A 19,592-nucleotide genomic window follows, 5' to 3' on the forward strand; every position below is an offset into this window, starting at 1 on the left:
CCGGTGGTTCATCTAGGGTTTTTTGCTGCCCCGTGCTGCCGGGAACCTTCCGGCGCACGGGTGGTGAACCTGGCCTTTTTTGTTGCTACCCGGGGGGCGCGCCCCCCCCCCGGTCCAGGCCGCGATCCGCGCGGGGGACGAGATCACCGGCGCTTCGACCTTCCGCATCGTCAAGGAACTCGACGCGGGACCGGTCTACGGCGTGATCACCGAGCAGATCGCCGGTACCGACACCGCGGGTGAAACTTTGGCCAGGCTGGCGGAGTCCGGGGCGAAGCTGCTGGTGTCCACGATGGACGGAATCGCCGACGGCACGTTGCGCGCGGTGGAGCAGACGGGTGACGGTGTGAGTTACGCGCCCAAGGTGACCGTCGAGGACGCGCGCGTGTCGTTCGCCGACCCCGCCACCGCGGTCGACAGGCAGATCCGCGCGGTCACGCCGGAACCGGGCGCGTGGGCGGAGTTCCGGGGTGAGCGGCTGAAGCTCGGCCCGGTGACGGTCGTCGACGAGCCGGGGCCCCCGCCGGGCGAGCTGGTCCTGGAACGCAAGCGGGTACTGGTCGGCACGGCGTCGAAGCCGGTGCGGCTGGGCGAAGTGCAGGCGCAGGGGAAGAAGCGGATGGCGGCCACCGATTGGGCGCGCGGTACGAGGATCGAACAAGGAGAGCGCCTGCAGTGAACGAGCGTAGGGAACGCCGGCCGTCCAGGCCGGAGCGAGGCCGTCCGGGCCCGCGTAAAGAGGGGCCCAGCCGCCCGCCGCAGATCGACCCGGCCCGGCAGGTCGCCTTCGACGTCCTGCGCGCGGTCCGTGAAGACGACGCGTACGCGAACTTGGTGTTGCCGCAACTGCTGCGCAATCGCCGGATCTCCGGTCGTGACGCGGCGCTGGCCACCGAACTGACCTACGGCACCTGCCGCGCGGTCGGCATGCTGGACGCCGTCATCGAGGCCTGCCTCGACCGGCCGCTGGCCAAGGTGGACGCCATCGTGCTCGACGGGCTGCGGCTCGGCGCGTACCAGCTGCTGCGCACCCGCATCCCCCAGCACGCGGCCGTGGGGTCCACTGTGGACCTGGTCCGCGCCGAAGTCGGCTCCTGGATCGCGGGTTTCGTGAACGCCGTGCTGCGCTCGGTGTCCGAAAAGGACGAAGAGACCTGGCTGAACGAACTGGCCCCCGACGAGGCCGCCGATCCGATCGGTGCCTACGCGCTGCGGACGGCGCATCCGCGCTGGGTCGCGCGTTCGTTCGCGGAAGCCCTGGGGGACAAGGGACCTGAGCTGAAGGCGGCCCTGGAGGCCGACGACGACCGTCCCGACGTCCACCTGGTCGCCAGGCCGGGCGAGATCAGCGCCGACGAACTGGCCGCCATCACCGGCGGCGACGTGGCGCCGTACTCGCCCTACGGTGTCCGGATGCCCGCGGGCTCCGGCGACCCCGGTGACATCGAGCCGATCAGGGAAAAGCTGGCCGCGGTGCAGGACGAGGGCAGTCAGCTGTGCGCCGTCGCCGTCACGAAGGTCCCGCTCACCGGCTCCGACGAGCGCTGGCTGGACCTGTGCGCCGGCCCGGGTGGCAAGGCCGCGCTGCTGGGCGCGCTGGCGTCGATCGGCGGCGCGACCGTCGACGCGGTCGAGAAGGCACCGCACCGCGCGAAGCTGATCGAGAACGCCGTCCAGGGCCTTCCGGTGACCATCCACGTCGCCGACGGCCGCGAGAGCGGTCTCGAACCGGGTTACGACCGCGTCCTGGTCGATGCGCCGTGCAGCGGGCTCGGCTCGCTGCGGCGTCGCCCCGAAGCGCGCTGGCGTCGTCAGCCCAGTGACATCTCGGACCTGACGAAACTGCAGGGCCAGCTGATCACCGCGGCGCTGGACCTGGCCCGTCCCGGCGGCGTCGTCACCTATGTCGTCTGCTCGCCGCATCTGGCCGAGACCGAAGGCGTCGTGGGGGAGACCGCGCGCCGCGCCGGTGCTGAGATCGTCGACGCGCGGGAGTTCTTCCCGGGTGTCCCGCAGCTCGGTGACGGCCCGTACGTCCAGTTGTGGCCGCATCGCCACGGTACGGACGCGATGTTCTGCGCCGTCCTGCGGAAGCCGGACTCCGCCGGGTGAGCAGGGTCCTCGGCCTGGTCGCGAGCTCGTGCGGCGGGCTGGACACCCGGTTCGCCGCGCAGCTCGCGAAACCGGCCGCGGACCGCGGCTGGGAGCTCGCGATCACACTGACCCCCACCGCGGCCCGCTGGATGGCGAGGACCGGCGGGCTCGGTGACCTCGAAAAGTGCACCGAGCTGCCGGTCCGCAGTACCTCCCGGCTGCCGGGCGAACCCCGGCCGCATCCGGATCCGGCGGTGTTCCTGTTCGCGCCCGCGTCCGCGAACTCCGTGGCGAAACTGGCGCTGGGCATCGCCGACAACCAGGCGCTGACCCTGCTCGGCGACGTCCTCAGCACGCCGGGCGTCACGATCGTGCTGGGCTACCAGATCCAGGACACGCGGGTGCATCATCCGGCTTGGCAGCGCCATCTCGACACGCTCGCCTCCGCCGGGGTCACCACCGCGAGGCTCAGCCCGGAGGCCTCCTGGACCTCCGTTCTGGACCTGCTCCCGGCGGTTTAGCGGGCGCAGAACCCGGTGTCCAGCGCCTTGGCGAGGCCGTCCGACACCTTGTCCGGCGCGGGATCCAGGTTCACCACGACGTTCACCCGCCTGCCGTGCGGGACGGCACCCGACATGTTCGCGAAGCCGACGATGTTCCCGCCGTGCCCCCAGAATTCGCCACCGCAAGACAGCGGGACGGACGCGATGCCGAGGCCGTACTCCGCGCCCGGGAGCCCGACGGGAGCCGGAACGGTCCGCTGCATCTCCGCCAGCTGCGCGCGCGGCAGGAGGCGGCCGTCGACGACCGCGCCGTAGAACCGGTTCAGGTCGGCGCCGGTCGAAATGATCCCGCCGGAGGCCCCGGCGGCCGAAGGATCGAATTCGGTGTAGTCGACCGGGCCCGGCGCGTAGCCCCTGGCGTGCGGGTGCGGCAGGCCTTCGTCGCCGCGCGACGGCAGATAGGTGTCGCGCAGGCCGAGCGGCTTGGCGATCCGGCTTCGGATTTCGGTGGCGACGGAACGACCGGTGAGCTTCTCGATGAGCATCCCGGCGATGATGTAGTTCGTGTTGGAGTACGACCAGCTCGTGCCGGGTGCGAACAGCGGCGGATGCGCGAGGCCGATCGCCACCAGCTCCTCGGGTTCGGCACCGCGATGGCGCCACTCATCGAGGTCGAGGTCCCGGAGGTAGTTGTAGATCCCGCTGGTGTGCTGGAGCAGTTGCCGGACGGTGATCTTGGTGCCGTCGTTGCCGTTCCCGCGCACCAGACCGGGCAGATACCGGTCGATCGGCGTGTCCAGCCGGACCTTTCCTTCGGCGACCAGCTGCAGGATCACGACGGCGACGAACGTCTTCGTGATACTGGCCGCCCGGAACTTCGAGCCGTGCGGGAACGGCGTCCCGGTCTCGACGTTCCCGACGCCTTCGCGTTCCGACCACGTCCGCCCGGACGGGCTCGTCACCGTCGCCTGCGCGCCGGGGACTCCGTCCTGTACCAGCGTTTTCAGTGCTTTGTCGACCGCGTCGTGGGGTTTGCTCACGGCGAACGCCGGGGTTGCGGTCGTCGCCGCGAGCAGCGCGACCAGCGAACCGGCGGCGATGATCTTTTTGCCTGGCAGGGATTTTCGCATGGGTACCAAGTTAGGGACGGTCGAATGCGGTAGCCATGGGGCAGGCCCCACGGCGGACCGGGGGTCTGCCCCCTGTCCGTGAAGGCCTCCTTCCCTACCCTCAAATGGGGGTCTTGAGTGGCGTTCGGCTTACCCGAGGGACGAGTCAGGACCCCGAATGTCCATAAGGGACACTAACGCCCGAATCGGGCATTGCCGCTCCGGAAATGTCCTCTGTGGACAGTCGGGAAGGCGTCAGGCCACTGTGACGAACCCGCTTCCCCGGCACTCACTTGACCAGCGGTTATGCGACTTCGCAGGGGCCCTGTCCTCCAAGTAGGGAAAGGAGGCTTTCGCGGACTTTCGGGGTGCGGGGAGCATTGCGCCCGCGCCGCCGCGCCAAGAGATCAGCGCAGGCTGTGCCCCGGCGCGACGACGCCGGTCTCGTAGGCGAACACCACCGCCTGGCTGCGGTTGGCCGCGCCCAGTTTGCCGAAGATGTTGCCCACATGGGTCTTGACGGTTTCGAGGCTGATGACCAGCTCGGCCGCTATGTCCACATTGGACATCCCGGTGGCGATGAGCCGCAGGACCTCGGTCTCCCGTTTCGTCAGCGACGACGGCCGGGGGACGAGGCCGGACGGCGCCGGGCGCGCGGTGACCATCCGCCGGATCGCGTCGGGGAACAGCAGTGTCTCCCCGGCGGCGACGGTCCGGATGGCGTGCGCGAATTCCTCCTTGCGCGCCCGCTTCAGCAGAAACCCGCTGGCCCCGGCGAGCAGCGCGTCGTAGACGTAATCGTCGTTGTCGAACGTCGTGATCACGAGGACCTTCGGCGGTTCGGCTATCCCGGCCAGCACTCGCCGGGTCGCCTCGATCCCGTCCACGCCCGGCATGCGCACGTCCATCAGTACCACGTCGGGATGCGTCCGACGCACCAGGCCGACCACTTCGCCGCCGTCGCCTGCCTCGCCGACCACCGTCAGGTCTGGCTGGTTGTCCAGCAGCGAGCGCAATCCGGCGCGCAGCAACGGTTCGTCGTCGACGATCAGGACGCGCAGTGTCATGAGTGCGACCGTAGCGGGATCGTGGTCACCAGCCGCCACAGCGGTTCCCCGTCGACGGCCGGCCCCGCGACGAGCTCGCCGCGCAGCGCTTCGACGCGTTCGGTGAGCCCGGGCAGCCCGTTGCCGCCGCGGCCGGAAACGGCCGCGTGTTCCACGAGCGGGTTCACGATCTCGATCCGCAGCGCGTCGGCGAGTACCGCGACCCGCACGGACACCGGGCCGGGATGGGCGTGCCGCAACGCGTTCGTCAGTCCTTCTTGGACGATCCGGTACGCCTCCCGCGAAAGGGTGGCCGGCAGTTCCGCGGCGGGTCCGCTCAGCTCGTAGTCGATCACCGCGCCACCCGCGCGAGCCCGTTCGGCCAGCGTGCCTGCCTCGATGAGCCGTCGTTCGGGTTCGCGGGACGACCGGTCCTGCCGCAGCAGGCCGAGTACGTGGTCGAGGTCTTCGAGTGCCGCCCGTGAAGATTCCTCGATGGTGCCCAGCGCCTTCCGCACCAGTCGCGGTTCGGAGTCGACCAGTTCGGCGGCCGCGGCGGCCTGAATGGTCGACGTCGTCAGCGTGTGGCCGATGGAGTCGTGCAGTTCGCGTGCCAGCCGGTTGCGTTGCTCGAAGTGATTCGCCCGGACTTCGGCCGCGGCGACGCGTTCGGCGGCCGAAGGGCCCAGCAGCGCGACCGCGCTGTACTGGAAGAGCCTGGTGAAACCGATCAGGACGAAGGCGATGAGGACGAGCGTGACCAACGCGATCGGCAGCGTCCACAGGCCGCCGGTGCCGGATTCGACCGTCACCCGTTCCCCGAAGACCTCGATCGGGCTGCCACCGCCTCCCGCCCACACCGCGGCGAACACGAAGCCGAGCATCAGGAAGGAGCCGAGGCCGAACAGCACCCAGCCGAGCGCGGTGTGCACGAGCAGCCATGCCGCCGAACGCCAGCGCTCCGGCCAGGCGATCTTCGTATTCGGCAGGGGTTGCGCGATCCGGGTGCCCAGCATCTGGTTCGCGAACCAGATGCCGACGCGCCGCATCGGTCCCGGAAGCCCGGCCAGCGCGACCAGCACGCCCATGGCGAGCATGCCGTAGACCAGCTTCACCCGCACGTCGCCCGGGATGAGGATGGCGGGGATGAGCGCGATCGGGAACGGGATCGCCGTGATCGCCATGCCGAGGAGTCCGAACGGCACGCTCCGATAGCTGCCGATCCGCACCAGGGGTTTCAAGGGGTTGACCATGACGGGAACGCTATTCGGCGCCGCGTGCGCGCACCTCCCACTGCGGTGCCATTTCCCGTCATCCTCGAGACCGGCCGGGCGGTCACAGCCGGTTAGCGGGCGTTAGCGGTGCCCTCCTACACTCGGGCGCGTGGCTCACCGACCTTTGATCGCACCCAGCATCCTCTCCGCGGACTTCGCCCGGCTCGGCGACGAGATCCGCGCCGTCGCGGGGGAGGGGGACACCCGCGCGGACTGGGTCCACGTCGACGTCATGGACGCGCACTTCGTGCCGAATCTGACCCTGGGCCTGCCCGTGGTGCAGTCGCTGCTCAAGGCCACCGACGTGCCGATCGACTGCCACCTGATGATCGAGAACCCCGACAAGTGGGCCATCGGGTACGCCGAAGCGGGCGCGTACAACGTCACCGTGCACGTCGAGGCCGCGCACGACCCGATCGCGCTCGCGAAGAACCTGCGTGCCGCCGGGGCGAAGGCAGGCCTGTCGATCAAGCCGAACACACCGATCGAGGACCACCTCGACACGCTCAAGCACTACGACACGCTCTTGGTGATGTCGGTCGAGCCCGGTTTCGGCGGCCAGTCGTTCATCGAGGGCGTCCTCGACAAGGTGCGCACCGCGCGGCGCCTGGTCGACACCGGTCACCTCAAGCTCGTCGTCGAGATCGACGGCGGGATCAACGCCGACACCATCGAGCAGGCAGCCGAGGCCGGTGTGGACTGCTTCGTCGCCGGTTCCGCCGTCTACGGCGCCGAAGACGCCGGTAAGGCGGTCGCGGCGCTGCGCGAGCAGGCGGCCCGCGCCCGCGGCTGATCCCGCCTCTTGATCCGCCGTCGGGTCAGGAGAAGGAATCGGTCCCGATGGGTGTTGGATGAGGGGAGCACCGTCCAGCGACGGTGCGAGCCAGGAGGAGGGCAGCAGGAGTGTTCACCGGCATTGTCGAGGAACTCGGCGAGGTCACCGCGGTCGAGCAGGTCCCGAACGCCGCGCGGTTGACCGTGCGGGGTCCGCTGGTGACCAGCGACGCCGGGCACGGTGACTCCATCGCGGTGAGTGGCGTGTGCCTCACCGTGGTCGCGGTGGCGGGCGGTGAGTTTACCGTCGATGTCGTGCACGAGACCCTGCAGCGCTCCAGCCTCGCGAAGGTACACGTCGGCGACGTCGTCAACCTCGAACGCGCGACACCGGCGGGCGGCAGGCTCGGCGGGCACATCATGCAGGGCCATGTCGACGGCACCGGCGTCTTCCTCAAGCGGGACGAGCAGGGACTCACCTCGTTCGCGCTGCCGAAGAAGCTGTCGCGGTACGTGGTCGAGAAGGGGTCGATCGCGGTCGACGGCGTCTCCCTCACGGTCGCTTCGGTGACCGACGAGGAGTTCTCCGTCGCCTTGATCCCGACCACCCTCGAACTCACCACCCTCGGCCGGAACACCCCGGGCGACCTGGTGAACCTCGAGGTCGACGTGGTCGCCAAGTACGTCGAGAAGCTGGCCATGCCGCATCTGCGCGCGCAGGGGGACAATGGCGGTACGGAGGAGCGGGCGTGACTGAGACGAGTGCGATTCCGGGGTCGGCCGATCTGACCCCCTGTGGAGGCGGGGTGGCCGTGAACGCCGATGCCATCGAGGCGGCGATCGCCGACATCAAGGCGGGCCGTCCGGTCGTCGTGGTGGACGACGAAGACCGCGAGAACGAAGGCGACCTGATCTTCGCGGCGGAGAAGGCCACGCCGGAACTGATGGCCTTCATGGTGCGCTACACCTCGGGTTACGTCTGCGTCGCGCTGACCGAGGCCGAGGCGGACAGGCTCGATCTGCCGCCGATGTACCACACGAACCAGGACCAGCGCGGCACCGCGTACAGCGTCACGGTCGACGCCGCCGAGGGCATCACCACCGGCATCTCCGCGGCCGACCGGTCGCATACCGTCCGGCTGCTCGCCGACCCGGCGTCCGCGGCGTCGGACTTCCGGCGGCCCGGCCACGTGGTCCCGCTGCGCGCCAAGCAGGGCGGCGTCCTGCGGCGCCCGGGGCACACCGAAGCGTCCGTCGACCTGGCTCGCCTCGCGGGGCTCTCGCCGTCCGGCGTGCTCTGCGAGATCGTGTCGCAGAAGGACGAGGGCGATATGGCCCGCCGCGACGAACTCGAGGTCTTCGCCGCGGACCACGACCTCAAGATGATCACCATCGCCGACCTGATCGCGTACCGGCGGCGCACCGAGAAGCAGGTCGAGCGGGTCGCCGAGGCGCGGATCCCGCTGACGGCCGGCACGTTCCGCGCGGTCGGCTACGACAGCCTGCTCGACGGCATCGAGCACATCGCGTTCGTCTACGGCGAGATCGGCGACGGCGAGGACATCCTGGTCCGCGTGCACTCCGAATGCCTCACCGGCGACGTCTTCGGCTCGTTGCGCTGCGACTGCGGCCCGCAGCTGGAGGCGGCGCTGGAAGCGGTGGCCAAGGAAGGGCGCGGCGTCGTGCTCTACATCCGCGGCCACGAGGGCCGCGGGATCGGGCTGCTGCACAAACTGCAGGCCTACCAGCTGCAGGACGCCGGCGCGGACACCGTCGACGCGAACCTGCAGCTCGGCGTCCCCGCCGACGCGCGGGACTACGGCACCGGCGCGCAGATCCTGTGCGACCTCGGTGTCAGCTCGATGCGGCTGCTGACGAACAACCCCGCCAAACGCGTCGGGCTGGAGGGCTATGGCCTGCGGGTCACCGGGCGGGTGTCGCTGCCGATCTCGCCGAACCCGGAGAATCTGCGCTACCTCAGGACCAAACGCGACCGGATGGGGCACGACCTGTCCCAGCTGGAGCATTTCGACCAGGTCGGCGCCGAGGTCGACCAGGGCAACGGAGGTGGCAAGCGGTGAGCGGCGAAGGCCGGCCGGACGTCGAACTCGACCTGTCCGACTGTAAGAACATCAGGCTCGGGATCGTGGCCACACGCTGGCACACGAAGATCACGAGCGCGCTGCTGGACCGTGCCCTCGAAGCGGCCAAGGCGGCCGACCTGGAGGAAGAGCCGACGGTCGTGCGTGTCGCGGGCGCCGTCGAACTGCCCGTCGCCGCGCAGGCGCTGGCCCGCACGCACGACGCGGTCGTCGCGCTGGGCGTGGTCATCCGGGGCGGGACGCCGCACTTCGAGTACGTCTGCGACGCGGTCACCGCGGGCCTGACCAGGGTGGCGCTCGACGAGAGCACCCCGGTCGGCAACGGCGTGCTCACCTGCGACACCGAGCAGCAGGCCCTCGACCGGGCCGGTCTGCCCGGCTCCGTCGAGGACAAAGGCTACGAAGCGACGGTCGCCGCGCTGGACGCCGCGCACGCGCTGCGGAACCTGCGCCAGCCGTGGACCGAGCGGGGCTTCGTGTGAGCGTCGAGGCGGATGTGATGACGAAGTCCGAGGTAGTGGTGCTGCGGCCCCGCCGTGCCCTGGTGATGTGCTCGGTGCTGGCGGTGCTCCTGCTGGCGACGTTCGTGGTCGTCGCGGTGTTGCTGCGCGGCTCGGACACCGGCGTGCTCTTCCAGCCGTCCGACCAGGCGGCGATGATCGGCATCGGCGTCCTGCTCGCCGCGGGCACGATGCTGTTCGCGACCGCGCGCGTGAAGGCCGACGCCGACGGCATCGAGGTCCGGAACGTGCTGATGACCAAGAAGTTCGCGTGGAGCGAGGTGCTCTCGGTGAGTTTCCCGGACGGGGCTTCGTGGGCGCGGCTGGAACTGCCGGACGACGAGTACTACTCGGTCATGGCCGTGCAGGCGGTGGACCGGGAACGCGCGGTGGCCGCGGTGCGGGCGCTGCGGCGGTTGCACAAGGCGGCCTGGGAAGGCTGACGCTCTCTCTGGCGGGTGTGGACGAAATCCGGCCCAAGTCCGTGAAGGCCTCCTTGAGGGACCCAGGGTCCCTCAAGGAGGCCTTCACGGACAACGAATGGCTAAAGCGAGAGATCCACCACGATCGGCGCGTGATCCGAGGGGCCCTTACCCTTGCGCGCCTCACGGTCCACATAGGAGTCCGTCACCGCACCGGAGACGACGGCGTCGGCGTACACGAGGTCAATCCGCATTCCCTTGTTGTTCGGGAAGTTCCCGGCCCGGTAATCCCAGTACGTGAACGGGTGGTCGTACTTCAGCGGCCGCGGGAACACGTCCGACAGCCCGAGGTCGCGCAGCGCGGCGAGCGCCTTCCGCTCCGGCTCGGTCACGTGCGTCGATTCGGCGAACAGGCCGATGTCCCACACGTCCGCGTCGGCCGGCGCGATGTTGAAGTCGCCGAGCACCGCGAACGGCAGTCCGCGCGCCTGCTCCTCCCGCACCGTCGCCTCCAGCGCCGAGAGCCAGGCCAGTTTGTAGTTGTAGTGCGGGTTCTCCAGGTCACGCCCGTTCGGCACGTACACCGACCACAGCCGGAGCCCGCCGCAGGTGGCGCCGATGGCCCGCGCGTCGGCTTTGTCCTCGAAGGTGGGCTCACCGGTCAGCCCGCGCGTCACGTCTTCCAGGCCGACGCGGGACACGATCGCGACGCCGTTCCAGCGTCCGATGCCGTACGCCGCCGTCTCGTAGCCCAGTTCCTTCACGGCGTCGAAGGGGAAGGCGTCGGTGCCGCATTTGAGTTCCTGCAGGCACAGCACGTCCGGCTGTACCGAGCCGAGCCAGTCCAGCACCCTCGGCAGCCGGGGCCCGATCGAGTTCACGTTCCACGTCGCGATCCGCATGCCCGCGAGCGTCCCACACCCCACCGACACCCGAACGCGAAAGGGCCCTCCGAGACGGGTCGCGTCTCGGAGGGCCCTTCACCGGGGTGGAGGTCAGACCCCGGTGGTCGAGCGGATCCAGGAGCGGGCCGAAGCGACGCTGCCGTAGTTGTTGGTGCCGCGGATGTTCGAGCCGCTCTGGTTCTGCACGGTCGAAGCGACACCGACCTGGACGCCGTTGGCGACCTGGGGGCCGCCCGAGTCGCCCTTCCACGCCGAACCGTTGATGCCGACACTCTGGATGGCCGGGCCGCCGTAGGCGTCGCGCGAGCTGCCGGTGACGCGGACGTCGGCCACCTTCAGCGCCGAGGCGGGCGGGCCGGACGGGGTCTCACGGCCCCAGCCGTAGAGCTGGTTGGTGCTGCCGACCGACGGGTTCGAGGAGGCCAGCCTGATCGGCGTGACGCCGGCATCCGAGGCCAGGTGCAGCAGCGAGATGTCGGCGCCGTTCGGCGAGGACACCTTGCGGTCGACGGCGATCTCGCGGCCGCCCTGCAGCGCGTTGCTGCCGACGCGGACCCGCATGCCGGTGCCGTCGGAGTCGAGGCAGTGCTTGGCGGTCAGGACCCAGCGCTGGGCGATGACGCTGCCGGAGCAGTTGAACCCGTCCCACTGACGGCCGGGGGTGTTGACGTAGACCTGGGCGCCCCAGCTCACGGTGGGGGCGGTGCCGCCGCCCACGATGTTCGGCTGGACACCGGTGGGGGTGCCCGCGGAGGCGACGGCGCCGGCGGTCATGGTGAGGGCTGCGGCGGCGAGGGTGGCGGCGCCCAGCGTACGAAGACGGCTCACGGTGCAGGAGTCCTTTCGAGCGTCATCTGACGAAGAACCGAGTGAAGTGGAACTGGGACGGAAAGTAATCACCCGATTCACCCGCCAGGAACCAACGAACGTCGGTTCCGGCCGAAGACCCGACTTAGGTCGGTATGAGTAGCGAAATCCGGACCGGATCGTGGGAACCGTCACTCGAAGGGTTGACCGACCCGCCGCTAAGGACGGGGCCTCGTAAGACTGTCGGTGGTGCCCCATAGGCTGGACGACGTGGCTGACCCGACCACCTACCGTCCCTCGCCGGGGAGCATCCCGGACGCCCCTGGCGTGTACAAATTTCGCGATGCCACGAAGAGGGTCATCTACGTCGGCAAGGCGAAAAGCCTCCGCGGCAGGCTGAACTCGTACTTCGCCGACCTCACGGGCCTGCACCCGCGCACCCGCCAGATGGTGACCACGGCGGCGAGCGTCGAGTGGACCGTGGTGAGCACCGAGGTCGAGGCGCTCCAGCTGGAGTACAACTGGATCAAGGAGTTCGACCCGCGGTTCAACGTCCGCTATCGCGACGACAAGAGCTACCCGGTCCTCGCCGTCACGATGAACGAGGAGTTCCCCCGCCTGCACGTCTATCGCGGCGCGCGCAAGAAGGGTGTGCGGTATTTCGGCCCGTACGCGCACGCCTGGGCCATCCGCGAAACGCTCGACCTGCTGCTCCGGGTCTTCCCGGCGCGCACCTGCTCGGCGGGCGTCTTCAAACGGCACGGCCAGATCGGAAGACCCTGCCTCCTCGGCTACATCGGCAAGTGTTCCGCGCCCTGCGTCGGCAAGGTCTCCGCCGATGAACACCGCGTGATCGTCGAGGATTTCTGCGACTTCCTCGCCGGCCGCACCGACGCGTTGATCCGCCGCTTGGAACAGGAAATGGCGGCCGCGTCCGAGGAGTTGGAGTTCGAGCGGGCCGCCCGGTTGCGGGACGACCTCGGGGCGTTGCGGCGTGCGATGGAGAAGCAGGCGGTCGTGCTCGGCGACGGCACCGACGCGGACGTCGTCGCCTTCGCCCACGACGAACTCGAAGCCGCTGTCCAGGTCTTCCACGTGCGCGGGGGCCGGGTCCGCGGTCAGCGCGGCTGGGTGATCGACAAGGCCGAAGAGATGGACGTCAAGGATCTCGTCGATCACTTCCTCACGCAGTTCTACGGTGAGGAGGCCGAACGCGCGGACGACCCCGACCTCGGGTCGCCGGTGCCGCGCGAGGTCCTCGTCCCCGAGCTGCCCGCCGACGCGGAAGCGCTCGGCGAATGGCTTTCCGGGCTGCGTGGGTCGAGGGTGAGCCTGCGGGTGCCGCAGCGCGGGGACAAACGCGCGCTCGCGGAGACGGTGACGCGCAACGCCGGCGAGGCGTTCACCCAGCACAAACTGCGCCGCGCCGGCGATCTCACGGCGCGCTCGGCCGCGTTGGCGGAACTACAGGACTACCTGGCGCTGGAGACCGCGCCGCTGCGCATCGAATGCGTCGACATCAGCCATATCCAGGGCAGTGACGTGGTCGCGTCGCTCGTGGTGTTCGAGGACGGCATCCCGCGCAAGTCCGAGTACCGGCGCTTCGCCTTGCGCGAGGCCGCGGAGGAAGGCGACGTCGCGTCGATCGCCGAGGTCGTCCGCCGCCGATTTTACCGCTACCTCAAGGAAAACGCCGAAAACGCCGGAAGCGCCGAGGGTGCCGCGGTCGATCCGGATCGGCCGGGTATCGACCCGGAGACCGGCAAACCGCGCAAGTTCGCGTACGCGCCGAACCTGCTCGTCGTCGACGGCGCGGGCCCGCAGGCCACCGCCGCCGCGGACGTCCTGTCCGAACTGGGCGTCACCGACGTCGCCGTGGTCGGCCTTGCGAAGCGGCTGGAGGAGGTGTGGCTGCCGGGCGATCCCGATCCGGTGATCCTGCCGCGCACCTCCGACGCGCTGTATCTGTTGCAGCGGCTGCGTGACGAGGCGCACCGGTTCGCCATCCGATACCACCGGGAGAAGCGGTCCAAGCGGATGCAGGTGTCCGCATTGGACGGTGTACCCGGGCTGGGGCAGGCTCGCCGCACCGCGCTGATCAAACATTTCGGCTCGGTGAAGAAACTCCGCGACGCGCGGATAGAGGAGATCGAGGCGGTGCCAGGCTTCGGCAGGCGCACCGCGGAAGCGGTCGTCGCGGCACTCGCAGGGGAGACGTCGGCGGCGACGGCGGGGGAGTCCGGTACGTGATCGGTGAAGGGACCATTGTGAGTGCGCAAGAAGAAGGCCGCGGTTCGGGGATGGAGGTCGCGGTCGTTTCCGGGCTGTCCGGAGCGGGCCGCAGCACCGCCGCGAAATGCCTGGAGGATTTGGGCTGGTTCGTGGTGGACAACCTGCCGCCCGAACTGATCGCCACCATGGTCGAGCTCGGCGCGCAGGCGCGGGGCGCGATCACGAAGGTCGCCGTGGTGATGGACGTGCGCTCGCGTGCGTTCACCGACGACCTGGCGTCGGTCATCAAGGATCTCGACGCCCGCGGGTACAAGCCGCGCGTCCTGTTCCTGGAGGCCACGGACGCGGTGCTGGTGCGCCGGTTCGAGGCCGTCCGCCGCGGCCACCCGATGCAGGGTGACGGCAGGCTCGCCGACGGCATCACCGCCGAGCGCACGCTCCTGGAGCCGCTGCGGGAAGAGGCCGACCTCGTGCTCGACACGTCGTCGCTTTCGGTGCACGACCTGCGCGCCAAGATCGAGGACGCCTTCGGCTCCGAGGCGAGCACGCAGACCCGGGTCACCGTGCTGTCGTTCGGCTACAAGTACGGCCTGCCGATGGACGCCGACCTGGTGATGGACGTTCGGTTCCTGCCGAATCCGTTCTGGATCCCGGAACTGCGCGACCACACCGGTCTCGAGGGCGAGGTCCGCAACTACGTGCTCAGCCAGGAAGGCGCGGACGAGTTCCTCGACCGCTACCACCAGCTGCTGCGCCTGATCGGCGCGGGCTACAAACGCGAGGGCAAGCGGTACCTGACGCTGGCCGTCGGCTGCACGGGCGGAAAGCACCGCAGTGTCGCCATTTCCGAGGAGCTCGCCCAGCGTCTGTCCAATGAGGACGGTATGGCCGTGAAGGTGGTGCACCGCGACCTTGGCCGCGAGTGATCCGCGCGCGGTCGCTCTGGGTGGCGGGCACGGCCTGCACGCCACCCTCACCGCGTTGCGCCGGGTGACCTCGCAGGTCACCGCCGTGGTCACCGTCGCGGACGACGGGGGCTCCTCCGGCAGGCTGCGCCGGGAACTCGGGCTGCTGCCGCCGGGCGACCTGCGGCAGGCCTTCGCCGCGTTCGCCGCCGAAGACGGCGGCACCCTGTGGGCGGAGGTGTTCCAGCACCGCTTCGGCGGCGACGGCGCGCTCGCCGGGCACGCGGTCGGGAACCTGTTGCTGGCCGGTTTGTTCGAGGTGCTCGGGGATCCGGTCGCCGCGCTCGACGAGGCGAGCAGGCTCATGGGCATTTCCGGCCGGGTCCTGCCGATGTCACCCGAACCGTTGGAAATCCAGGGCGAGGTTTCGGGGCTGGACGCCGAGAATCCCGAGGAGCTCCGGCGGATTCGCGGTCAGGTGGCGGTGGCGACGACGCCGGGGCAGGTGCACCGGATCAGCCTGCACCCGACAGGACAGGCCGACCGGCCGCCGCACGGGTGTCCCGAGGCCATCGAGGCCGTGCTCGGCGCGGACGTGGTGTTCCTCGGTCCCGGGTCGTGGTTCACCAGTGTGCTGCCCCATCTGCTGGTGCCGGATCTGTACGACGCGTTGCTCCGAACGGACGCCACGAAGGTCGTCATCCTCAACCTGATCCCCCAACCGGGGGAGACGGCCGGATTCTCTCCGGAGAAGCATTTGGACGTACTGTTCGAACACGCCCCGGAATTACGGGTGGACGCGGTCATCGCGGACCGTGACTCGGTGCCCTCACCAGCCCGGTTGCGGGACGCGGCCGGGAGGCTGGGCGCGAGGGCGTTGCTGGGGGCGGTGGCTGACCCGGTCGTGACGGGGCGGCATGATCCTGATGCGCTCGCGAGCTGTATGCGAGACGCTCTGGAGTCTCACCGGGGGAGGAGCTGAAGGTATGGAGGGGCAGCGATGGCGATGACCGCCGCCGTGAAGGACGAGCTGAGCCGGCTGGAGATCACCAAGATCGGCCCGCGCCGGGCGGAGGTCGCGTCGATGCTGCGATTCGCGGGGGGGCTGCACATCGTGGCCGGCCGCGTCGTGGTGGAGGCCGAACTCGACACCGGTTCGGTGGCGAGGCGGCTGCGCAAGGAGATCCACGAACTGTACGGACATCAGTCCGACGTCCACGTCATCTCCTCCAGCGGATTGCGCAAGGGCACGCGGTACGTCGTCCGGGTGGTCAAGGACGGCGAGGGGCTCGCCCGGCAGACCGGCTTGATCGATCAGCGCGGCCGTCCGGTGCGCGGATTGCCCGCCGCCGTCGTGTCCGGCGGCGTCGCCGACGCGGAAGCCGCCTGGCGCGGCGCGTTCCTGGCACACGGTTCACTCACCGAACCCGGCCGTTCGTCGTCGCTCGAGGTGACCTGCCCCGGCCCCGAGGCCGCGCTGGCGCTCGTCGGCGCCGCCCGGCGGATGGGCATCCAGGCCAAGTCGCGTGAAGTCCGCGGCGCGGACAGGGTCGTGGTGCGCGACGGTGACGCCATCGGTGCCCTGCTGACCCGGCTCGGCGCGCACACGAGCGTGCTCGCCTGGGAAGAGCGGCGCATGCGCCGCGAGGTGCGCGCCACCGCGAACCGGCTCGCGAACTTCGACGACGCCAACCTGCGGCGCTCGGCCCGCGCGGCCGTCGCCGCGGCGGCCCGGGTGGAACGCGCGCTGGACATCCTCGGCGAATCCGCCCCGGATCACCTGCTCGCCGCGGGCAAGCTGCGGCTGTCGAACCGGCAGGCCTCGCTCGAAGAACTGGGTCAGCTGTCCGATCCGCAGATGACCAAGGACGCCGTCGCCGGCCGGATCCGCCGTCTGCTCGCGATGGCCGACAAGAAGGCGAAGGAACAAGGCATCCCGGACACCGAATCCGCGGTCACGCCGGACATGCTCGAGGAAGACGAGGCCTGAGTAGCCCGCATTTCGTCCTCTGGATGCGGTAGTTGCGCGTGCATCGATCGCATCCAGAGGACTAAACGCGCTGCTCGCCGAAGACTTCGCACGTGGCTGGGTCGCCATCGAGTGCGGCGGTGGCGAGGAGGACCGCGCCCGAGGTCCACGTCGTACGCTCGTCCGGCCAGAACTCGTCGTCCGCGTACTGATACCCGGTCCAGTACGAGCCGTCGCCGAGCCGAAGCCGGGCCACGCAAGCGAGGAGTTCGCCCGCGCGGACCCGTTCTCCGCGGGCGGCGAGAGTCAGGGCCAGTTCGGCGGTTTCCCCGCCGGTGACCCACGGTTCGTGGTGCACGCAGCGCACTCCCAGGCCGGGTTCGACGAACCGGTCCCAGCCCGCCGCGAGCCGCGCCGTGGCGTCGGCGCCGGTCACGACGGAACACAGGATCGGGTAGTACCAGTCCATCGCATGCGGTTTCGCGGCGAACAGCCGTGGCTCGCCGACCAGAGCCGCGCGGAGCCGATGCGCCGCGTCCCACCATTGTGGACGGTCCAGCCCTATCGTGGACGCGAGCGCCAGCGCCTGCGTCAGCGCGTGGTGGATGCTGCTGCATCCGGCGACCAACCGGACTTCGGGGTCGTCGCGCCAGGCGATGGCACCCGACGGTTGCTGCCGCCGCAGGACGGCGCCGACGGCCCTGTCCACGACCGGCCACATGCGATCCAGCCACGCGCGGTCCCCGGTCAGCAGGAAATGGTGCCGCGTCCCGACCGCGACATAGGCGGTGAAGTTGGTGTCCATAGTGGACAAGTCGATTTCACCGTCGCGGTACCCGGCCGCCCAGGATCCGTCAGGACGCTGGTTCCGGACCAGCCAGTCGTACGCGGCTTCGGCCTCCGCCTCCAGCCCGGCGACGTCCAGTCCCATGGCGGCTTCGAGATGGTTCCACGGATCGAGGTGCCCGCCGGCCTCCCAGGGAATCCCGCCGTCCGGCCGTTGCACGGCCGCGATACCGGCGGCGGTGGCCTTCACGGTTTGCGGGCGTAGACGACGAGGCTCTTGCCGAGCACCGGGTTCAGCGCCCGCTCGGCGAACCGCACCGGCTGGGGACTCCGCATGATGTCCCAGACCAGGAACCGGTGGTACAACGCGCAGAGCCGGTGCTCCTCGTCGGGACCGACAGCGCACTTGAGCCACCAGTACGGCGAATGCAGCGCGTGCGCGTGATGGCCGCCGGTCGGCCGCAGTCCGGCTTCCCTGAGCTTGCCGAGCAGTTCGCGACGCCGGTAGATCCGGATGTGCCCGCCTTCGACCTCGTGGTATGAGTCCGAGAGCAGCCAGCAGATCCGCTCCGGCCACCAGCGCGGCACGGTCGCCACCAGCCGGCCACCGGGCGCCAGCACCCGGCTCACCTCCGCGAGCACCGTCCGGTCGGCGTGGATGTGTTCCAGTGTCTCGGCCACGATCACCCGGGTGAAGGAGCCGCTCGGGAACGGAAGCCGGAGGGCGTCCGTGCGGACGGCCATCGCCGAGGCCGTAGCGGGAGCCACGCCCGCTTCCGCGAGGTTGGCGAACATTTCCCGAACGTACTTCAGCGCGGTGTCGTCGAGGTCGGCGGCGACCACGTCGGCGCCGCGTTTGTACGCTTCGTAGGCGTGCCGCCCGTCCCCGCAGCCGAGATCGAGCACCCGGTCGCCGGGGCCGACGGGGAACCGGTCGAAGTCGACGGTCAGCACCTCGCACGCTCCCGGCCGAGGACCCGCCGGTAGTACGCGGCGGTCTCCTCGGCGGTGCGTCGCCAGCTCAGCGCGCCCGCGGTTTCCAGGCCGCGGGCCGCGAGGTCGGCGCGCAGGTGTTCGTCGCCGAGGACCTTGGTGAGCGCCTCCGCGAGCGCGGGTACGTCACCCGGCGGCACCAGGATCCCCGCGTCGCCGACGACCTCGGGAAGCGCGCCGCCCGTGGTCGCGACGATCGGCGTTCCGCAGGCCATCGCCTCGGCCGCCGGCAGCGAGAACCCTTCGAACAGGGAAGGAACGCAAGCGATTTCGGCGGAACAGAGCAGCTGTGCGAGTTCGTCGTCGGTCAGCCCGGTGACGAACCGGACGCTTGCGCCGGGACCGAGCCGGGCGAGTGCTCGCGCCGCCGGGCCGTCCGGTTTCGGTTTGCCGACGATCACCAGTTCGCCCTGGATCCGTTCCCACGCCGCCAAAAGATGTGCGAGTCCCTTCAGGGGTTCGTCCGCACTGGCGGTGGCCACGACCCGCCCCGGGACCCGTGGGATTTCGGGCCGCGGCCGGAAGATCCGGGCGTCCGCGGCGAGCGGGACGACGTGGATCCGGTCGTCCGGTACGCCCATTTCCCGGCCGATGGCCGCCCGGGAAGCCAGCGACACGGTCAGCGTGGGCAGCCGCCGCGCGACGCGGTGCTGCATGTCGACGAACCCGTACCACCGCCTGACCCGCGCCGCTTCGCGTCCGGTGACGGTGGCGAGCTTCAAAGCACGGTCCACGGCGATGGGATGGTGGATCGTGGCGACGGTCGGCAGTCCACAGTGGAGTATTCCGTAGCCGAGCCCTTGGTTGTCGTGGACGAGGTCGAATTCGTCCCGGCGCTTCGCGAGATGGCGGGCCGCACGCAGGGAGAACGCGAGGGGTTCGGGGAAGCCGCCTCGGCGCATGCCGAGGAACTCCACCCACGACGGCAGATCACGCAACTCCCGCGGCCGCGGTGTCCGGAAGGGATTCGGCTCCGCGAACAGGTCGAGTCCCGGGATCTTCGTCAACCGCACGCCGTCATCGACCTCCGGATAAGGCGGCCCGGACAGCACCTCGACGCGATGCCCCAGCGCGGCGAGTTCGCGGCTCAGATGCCGGACGTACACGCCCTGACCGCCACTGCGCGGGTTCCCGCGGTAAGTCAGGAGCGCGATCCGCAAGGCGCTCACCG

General features: G+C 70.0%; 19 protein-coding genes and 1 pseudogene. 12 read left to right on the top strand and 8 right to left on the bottom strand.

Going from position 1 to position 19,592, the window contains the following annotated elements:
* Nucleotides 1–90: 90 nt before the first annotated feature.
* The 3 genes and pseudogenes from ACZ6DT_RS06205 to ACZ6DT_RS06215 all read left to right on the top strand — a co-directional run.
* Nucleotides 91–679, top strand: a pseudogene (locus ACZ6DT_RS06205) (methionyl-tRNA formyltransferase); the annotation flags it as partial.
* Nucleotides 676–2,112 (top strand): RsmB/NOP family class I SAM-dependent RNA methyltransferase, encoded by a 1,437-nt coding sequence (locus tag ACZ6DT_RS06210; protein ID WP_465589478.1) that lies wholly within the window; start codon nt 676–678, stop codon nt 2,110–2,112. The pseudogene ACZ6DT_RS06205 and the gene ACZ6DT_RS06210, both read left to right, overlap by 4 nt.
* Complete coding sequence (locus tag ACZ6DT_RS06215) at nt 2,109–2,615, top strand: flavoprotein (RefSeq protein WP_465589481.1); 507 nt, start codon at nt 2,109–2,111, stop codon at nt 2,613–2,615. The genes ACZ6DT_RS06210 and ACZ6DT_RS06215 overlap by 4 nt, the downstream gene beginning before the upstream one ends.
* On the opposite strand, the gene ACZ6DT_RS06220 is transcribed toward ACZ6DT_RS06215, so the two are convergent.
* The 3 genes from ACZ6DT_RS06220 to ACZ6DT_RS06230 form a co-directional block, all read right to left on the bottom strand.
* The gene (locus ACZ6DT_RS06220; RefSeq protein WP_465589484.1) at nt 2,612–3,727 is read right to left on the bottom strand and encodes a serine hydrolase domain-containing protein; all 1,116 of its coding nucleotides are present in this window, start codon (nt 3,725–3,727) and stop codon (nt 2,612–2,614) included. The two genes, ACZ6DT_RS06215 and ACZ6DT_RS06220, sit on opposite strands and share 4 nt — an antisense overlap.
* Before the next feature lie 386 nt (nt 3,728–4,113).
* Complete coding sequence (locus ACZ6DT_RS06225; RefSeq protein WP_465589487.1) at nt 4,114–4,773, bottom strand: response regulator transcription factor; 660 nt, start codon at nt 4,771–4,773, stop codon at nt 4,114–4,116.
* Entirely contained in the window at nt 4,770–6,005 is a 1,236-nt protein-coding gene (locus ACZ6DT_RS06230) for a sensor histidine kinase (RefSeq protein ID WP_465589490.1), read from the bottom strand. Before ACZ6DT_RS06230 ends, ACZ6DT_RS06225 begins: the two co-directional genes overlap by 4 nt.
* A 145-nt stretch (nt 6,006–6,150) precedes the next feature.
* On the opposite strand from ACZ6DT_RS06230, the gene rpe reads away from it, so the two are divergent.
* The 5 genes from rpe to ACZ6DT_RS06255 all read left to right on the top strand — a co-directional run bounded on the left by rpe (nt 6,151) and on the right by ACZ6DT_RS06255 (nt 9,845).
* Nucleotides 6,151–6,819: a ribulose-phosphate 3-epimerase gene (rpe, locus tag ACZ6DT_RS06235; RefSeq protein WP_465590528.1), complete on the top strand. Its 669-nt coding sequence runs from the start codon at nt 6,151–6,153 to the stop codon at nt 6,817–6,819.
* 110 nt (nt 6,820–6,929) lie between these two features.
* Nucleotides 6,930–7,553: a riboflavin synthase gene (locus ACZ6DT_RS06240; protein ID WP_465589493.1), complete on the top strand. Its 624-nt coding sequence runs from the start codon at nt 6,930–6,932 to the stop codon at nt 7,551–7,553.
* A gap of 53 nt (nt 7,554–7,606) precedes the next feature.
* On the top strand, nt 7,607–8,881 hold the full coding sequence (locus tag ACZ6DT_RS06245; RefSeq protein ID WP_465590531.1) for a bifunctional 3,4-dihydroxy-2-butanone-4-phosphate synthase/GTP cyclohydrolase II: 1,275 nt from the start codon (nt 7,607–7,609) through the stop codon (nt 8,879–8,881).
* Nucleotides 8,878–9,384 (top strand): 6,7-dimethyl-8-ribityllumazine synthase, encoded by a 507-nt coding sequence (gene ribH, locus ACZ6DT_RS06250; protein ID WP_465589495.1) that lies wholly within the window; start codon nt 8,878–8,880, stop codon nt 9,382–9,384. Before ACZ6DT_RS06245 ends, ribH begins: the two co-directional genes overlap by 4 nt.
* A gap of 17 nt (nt 9,385–9,401) precedes the next feature.
* Nucleotides 9,402–9,845 carry a PH domain-containing protein gene (locus tag ACZ6DT_RS06255; RefSeq protein ID WP_465589498.1) on the top strand — a complete coding sequence of 148 codons (444 nt, stop codon included), beginning with the start codon at nt 9,402–9,404 and terminating at the stop codon, nt 9,843–9,845.
* A 101-nt stretch (nt 9,846–9,946) separates the two neighbouring features.
* Here the strand turns inward: ACZ6DT_RS06255 and ACZ6DT_RS06260 are convergent, their stop codons facing one another.
* Nucleotides 9,947–10,726, bottom strand: a complete 780-nt coding sequence (locus ACZ6DT_RS06260) for an exodeoxyribonuclease III (protein WP_465589500.1) — start codon at nt 10,724–10,726, stop codon at nt 9,947–9,949.
* A 93-nt stretch (nt 10,727–10,819) separates the two neighbouring features.
* The gene (locus ACZ6DT_RS06265; RefSeq protein ID WP_465589503.1) at nt 10,820–11,557 is read right to left on the bottom strand and encodes a S1 family peptidase; all 738 of its coding nucleotides are present in this window, start codon (nt 11,555–11,557) and stop codon (nt 10,820–10,822) included.
* A 249-nt stretch (nt 11,558–11,806) separates the two neighbouring features.
* On the opposite strand from ACZ6DT_RS06265, the gene uvrC reads away from it, so the two are divergent.
* From uvrC to whiA, 4 genes are read left to right on the top strand one after another with little or no spacing between them, the layout of a single operon-like run.
* Entirely contained in the window at nt 11,807–13,786 is a 1,980-nt protein-coding gene (uvrC, locus tag ACZ6DT_RS06270) for an excinuclease ABC subunit UvrC (protein ID WP_465589506.1), read from the top strand.
* Nucleotides 13,787–13,836: 50 nt separating this feature from the next.
* Nucleotides 13,837–14,694 (top strand): RNase adapter RapZ, encoded by an 858-nt coding sequence (gene rapZ / locus ACZ6DT_RS06275; protein ID WP_034311885.1) that lies wholly within the window; start codon nt 13,837–13,839, stop codon nt 14,692–14,694.
* A complete protein-coding gene (locus ACZ6DT_RS06280) occupies nt 14,681–15,655 on the top strand; it encodes a gluconeogenesis factor YvcK family protein (protein ID WP_465589509.1) in 975 nt (324 codons plus the stop codon). The genes rapZ and ACZ6DT_RS06280 overlap by 14 nt, the downstream gene beginning before the upstream one ends.
* A gap of 18 nt (nt 15,656–15,673) precedes the next feature.
* Nucleotides 15,674–16,663 carry a DNA-binding protein WhiA gene (gene whiA / locus ACZ6DT_RS06285; RefSeq protein ID WP_061980674.1) on the top strand — a complete coding sequence of 330 codons (990 nt, stop codon included), beginning with the start codon at nt 15,674–15,676 and terminating at the stop codon, nt 16,661–16,663.
* 61 nt (nt 16,664–16,724) lie between these two features.
* Here the strand turns inward: whiA and ACZ6DT_RS06290 are convergent, their stop codons facing one another.
* From ACZ6DT_RS06290 to ACZ6DT_RS06300, 3 genes are read right to left on the bottom strand one after another with little or no spacing between them, the layout of a single operon-like run.
* Nucleotides 16,725–17,678 (bottom strand): prenyltransferase, encoded by a 954-nt coding sequence (locus ACZ6DT_RS06290; protein WP_465589511.1) that lies wholly within the window; start codon nt 17,676–17,678, stop codon nt 16,725–16,727.
* Nucleotides 17,675–18,382, bottom strand: a complete 708-nt coding sequence (locus ACZ6DT_RS06295; protein ID WP_465589514.1) for a class I SAM-dependent methyltransferase — start codon at nt 18,380–18,382, stop codon at nt 17,675–17,677. Before ACZ6DT_RS06295 ends, ACZ6DT_RS06290 begins: the two co-directional genes overlap by 4 nt.
* Nucleotides 18,376–19,590, bottom strand: a complete 1,215-nt coding sequence (locus tag ACZ6DT_RS06300; RefSeq protein WP_465589517.1) for a glycosyltransferase family 4 protein — start codon at nt 19,588–19,590, stop codon at nt 18,376–18,378. The genes ACZ6DT_RS06295 and ACZ6DT_RS06300 overlap by 7 nt, the downstream gene beginning before the upstream one ends.
* Nucleotides 19,591–19,592: the final 2 nt, after the last annotated feature.

Source organism: Amycolatopsis sp. NPDC041971 (assembly GCF_055588925.1).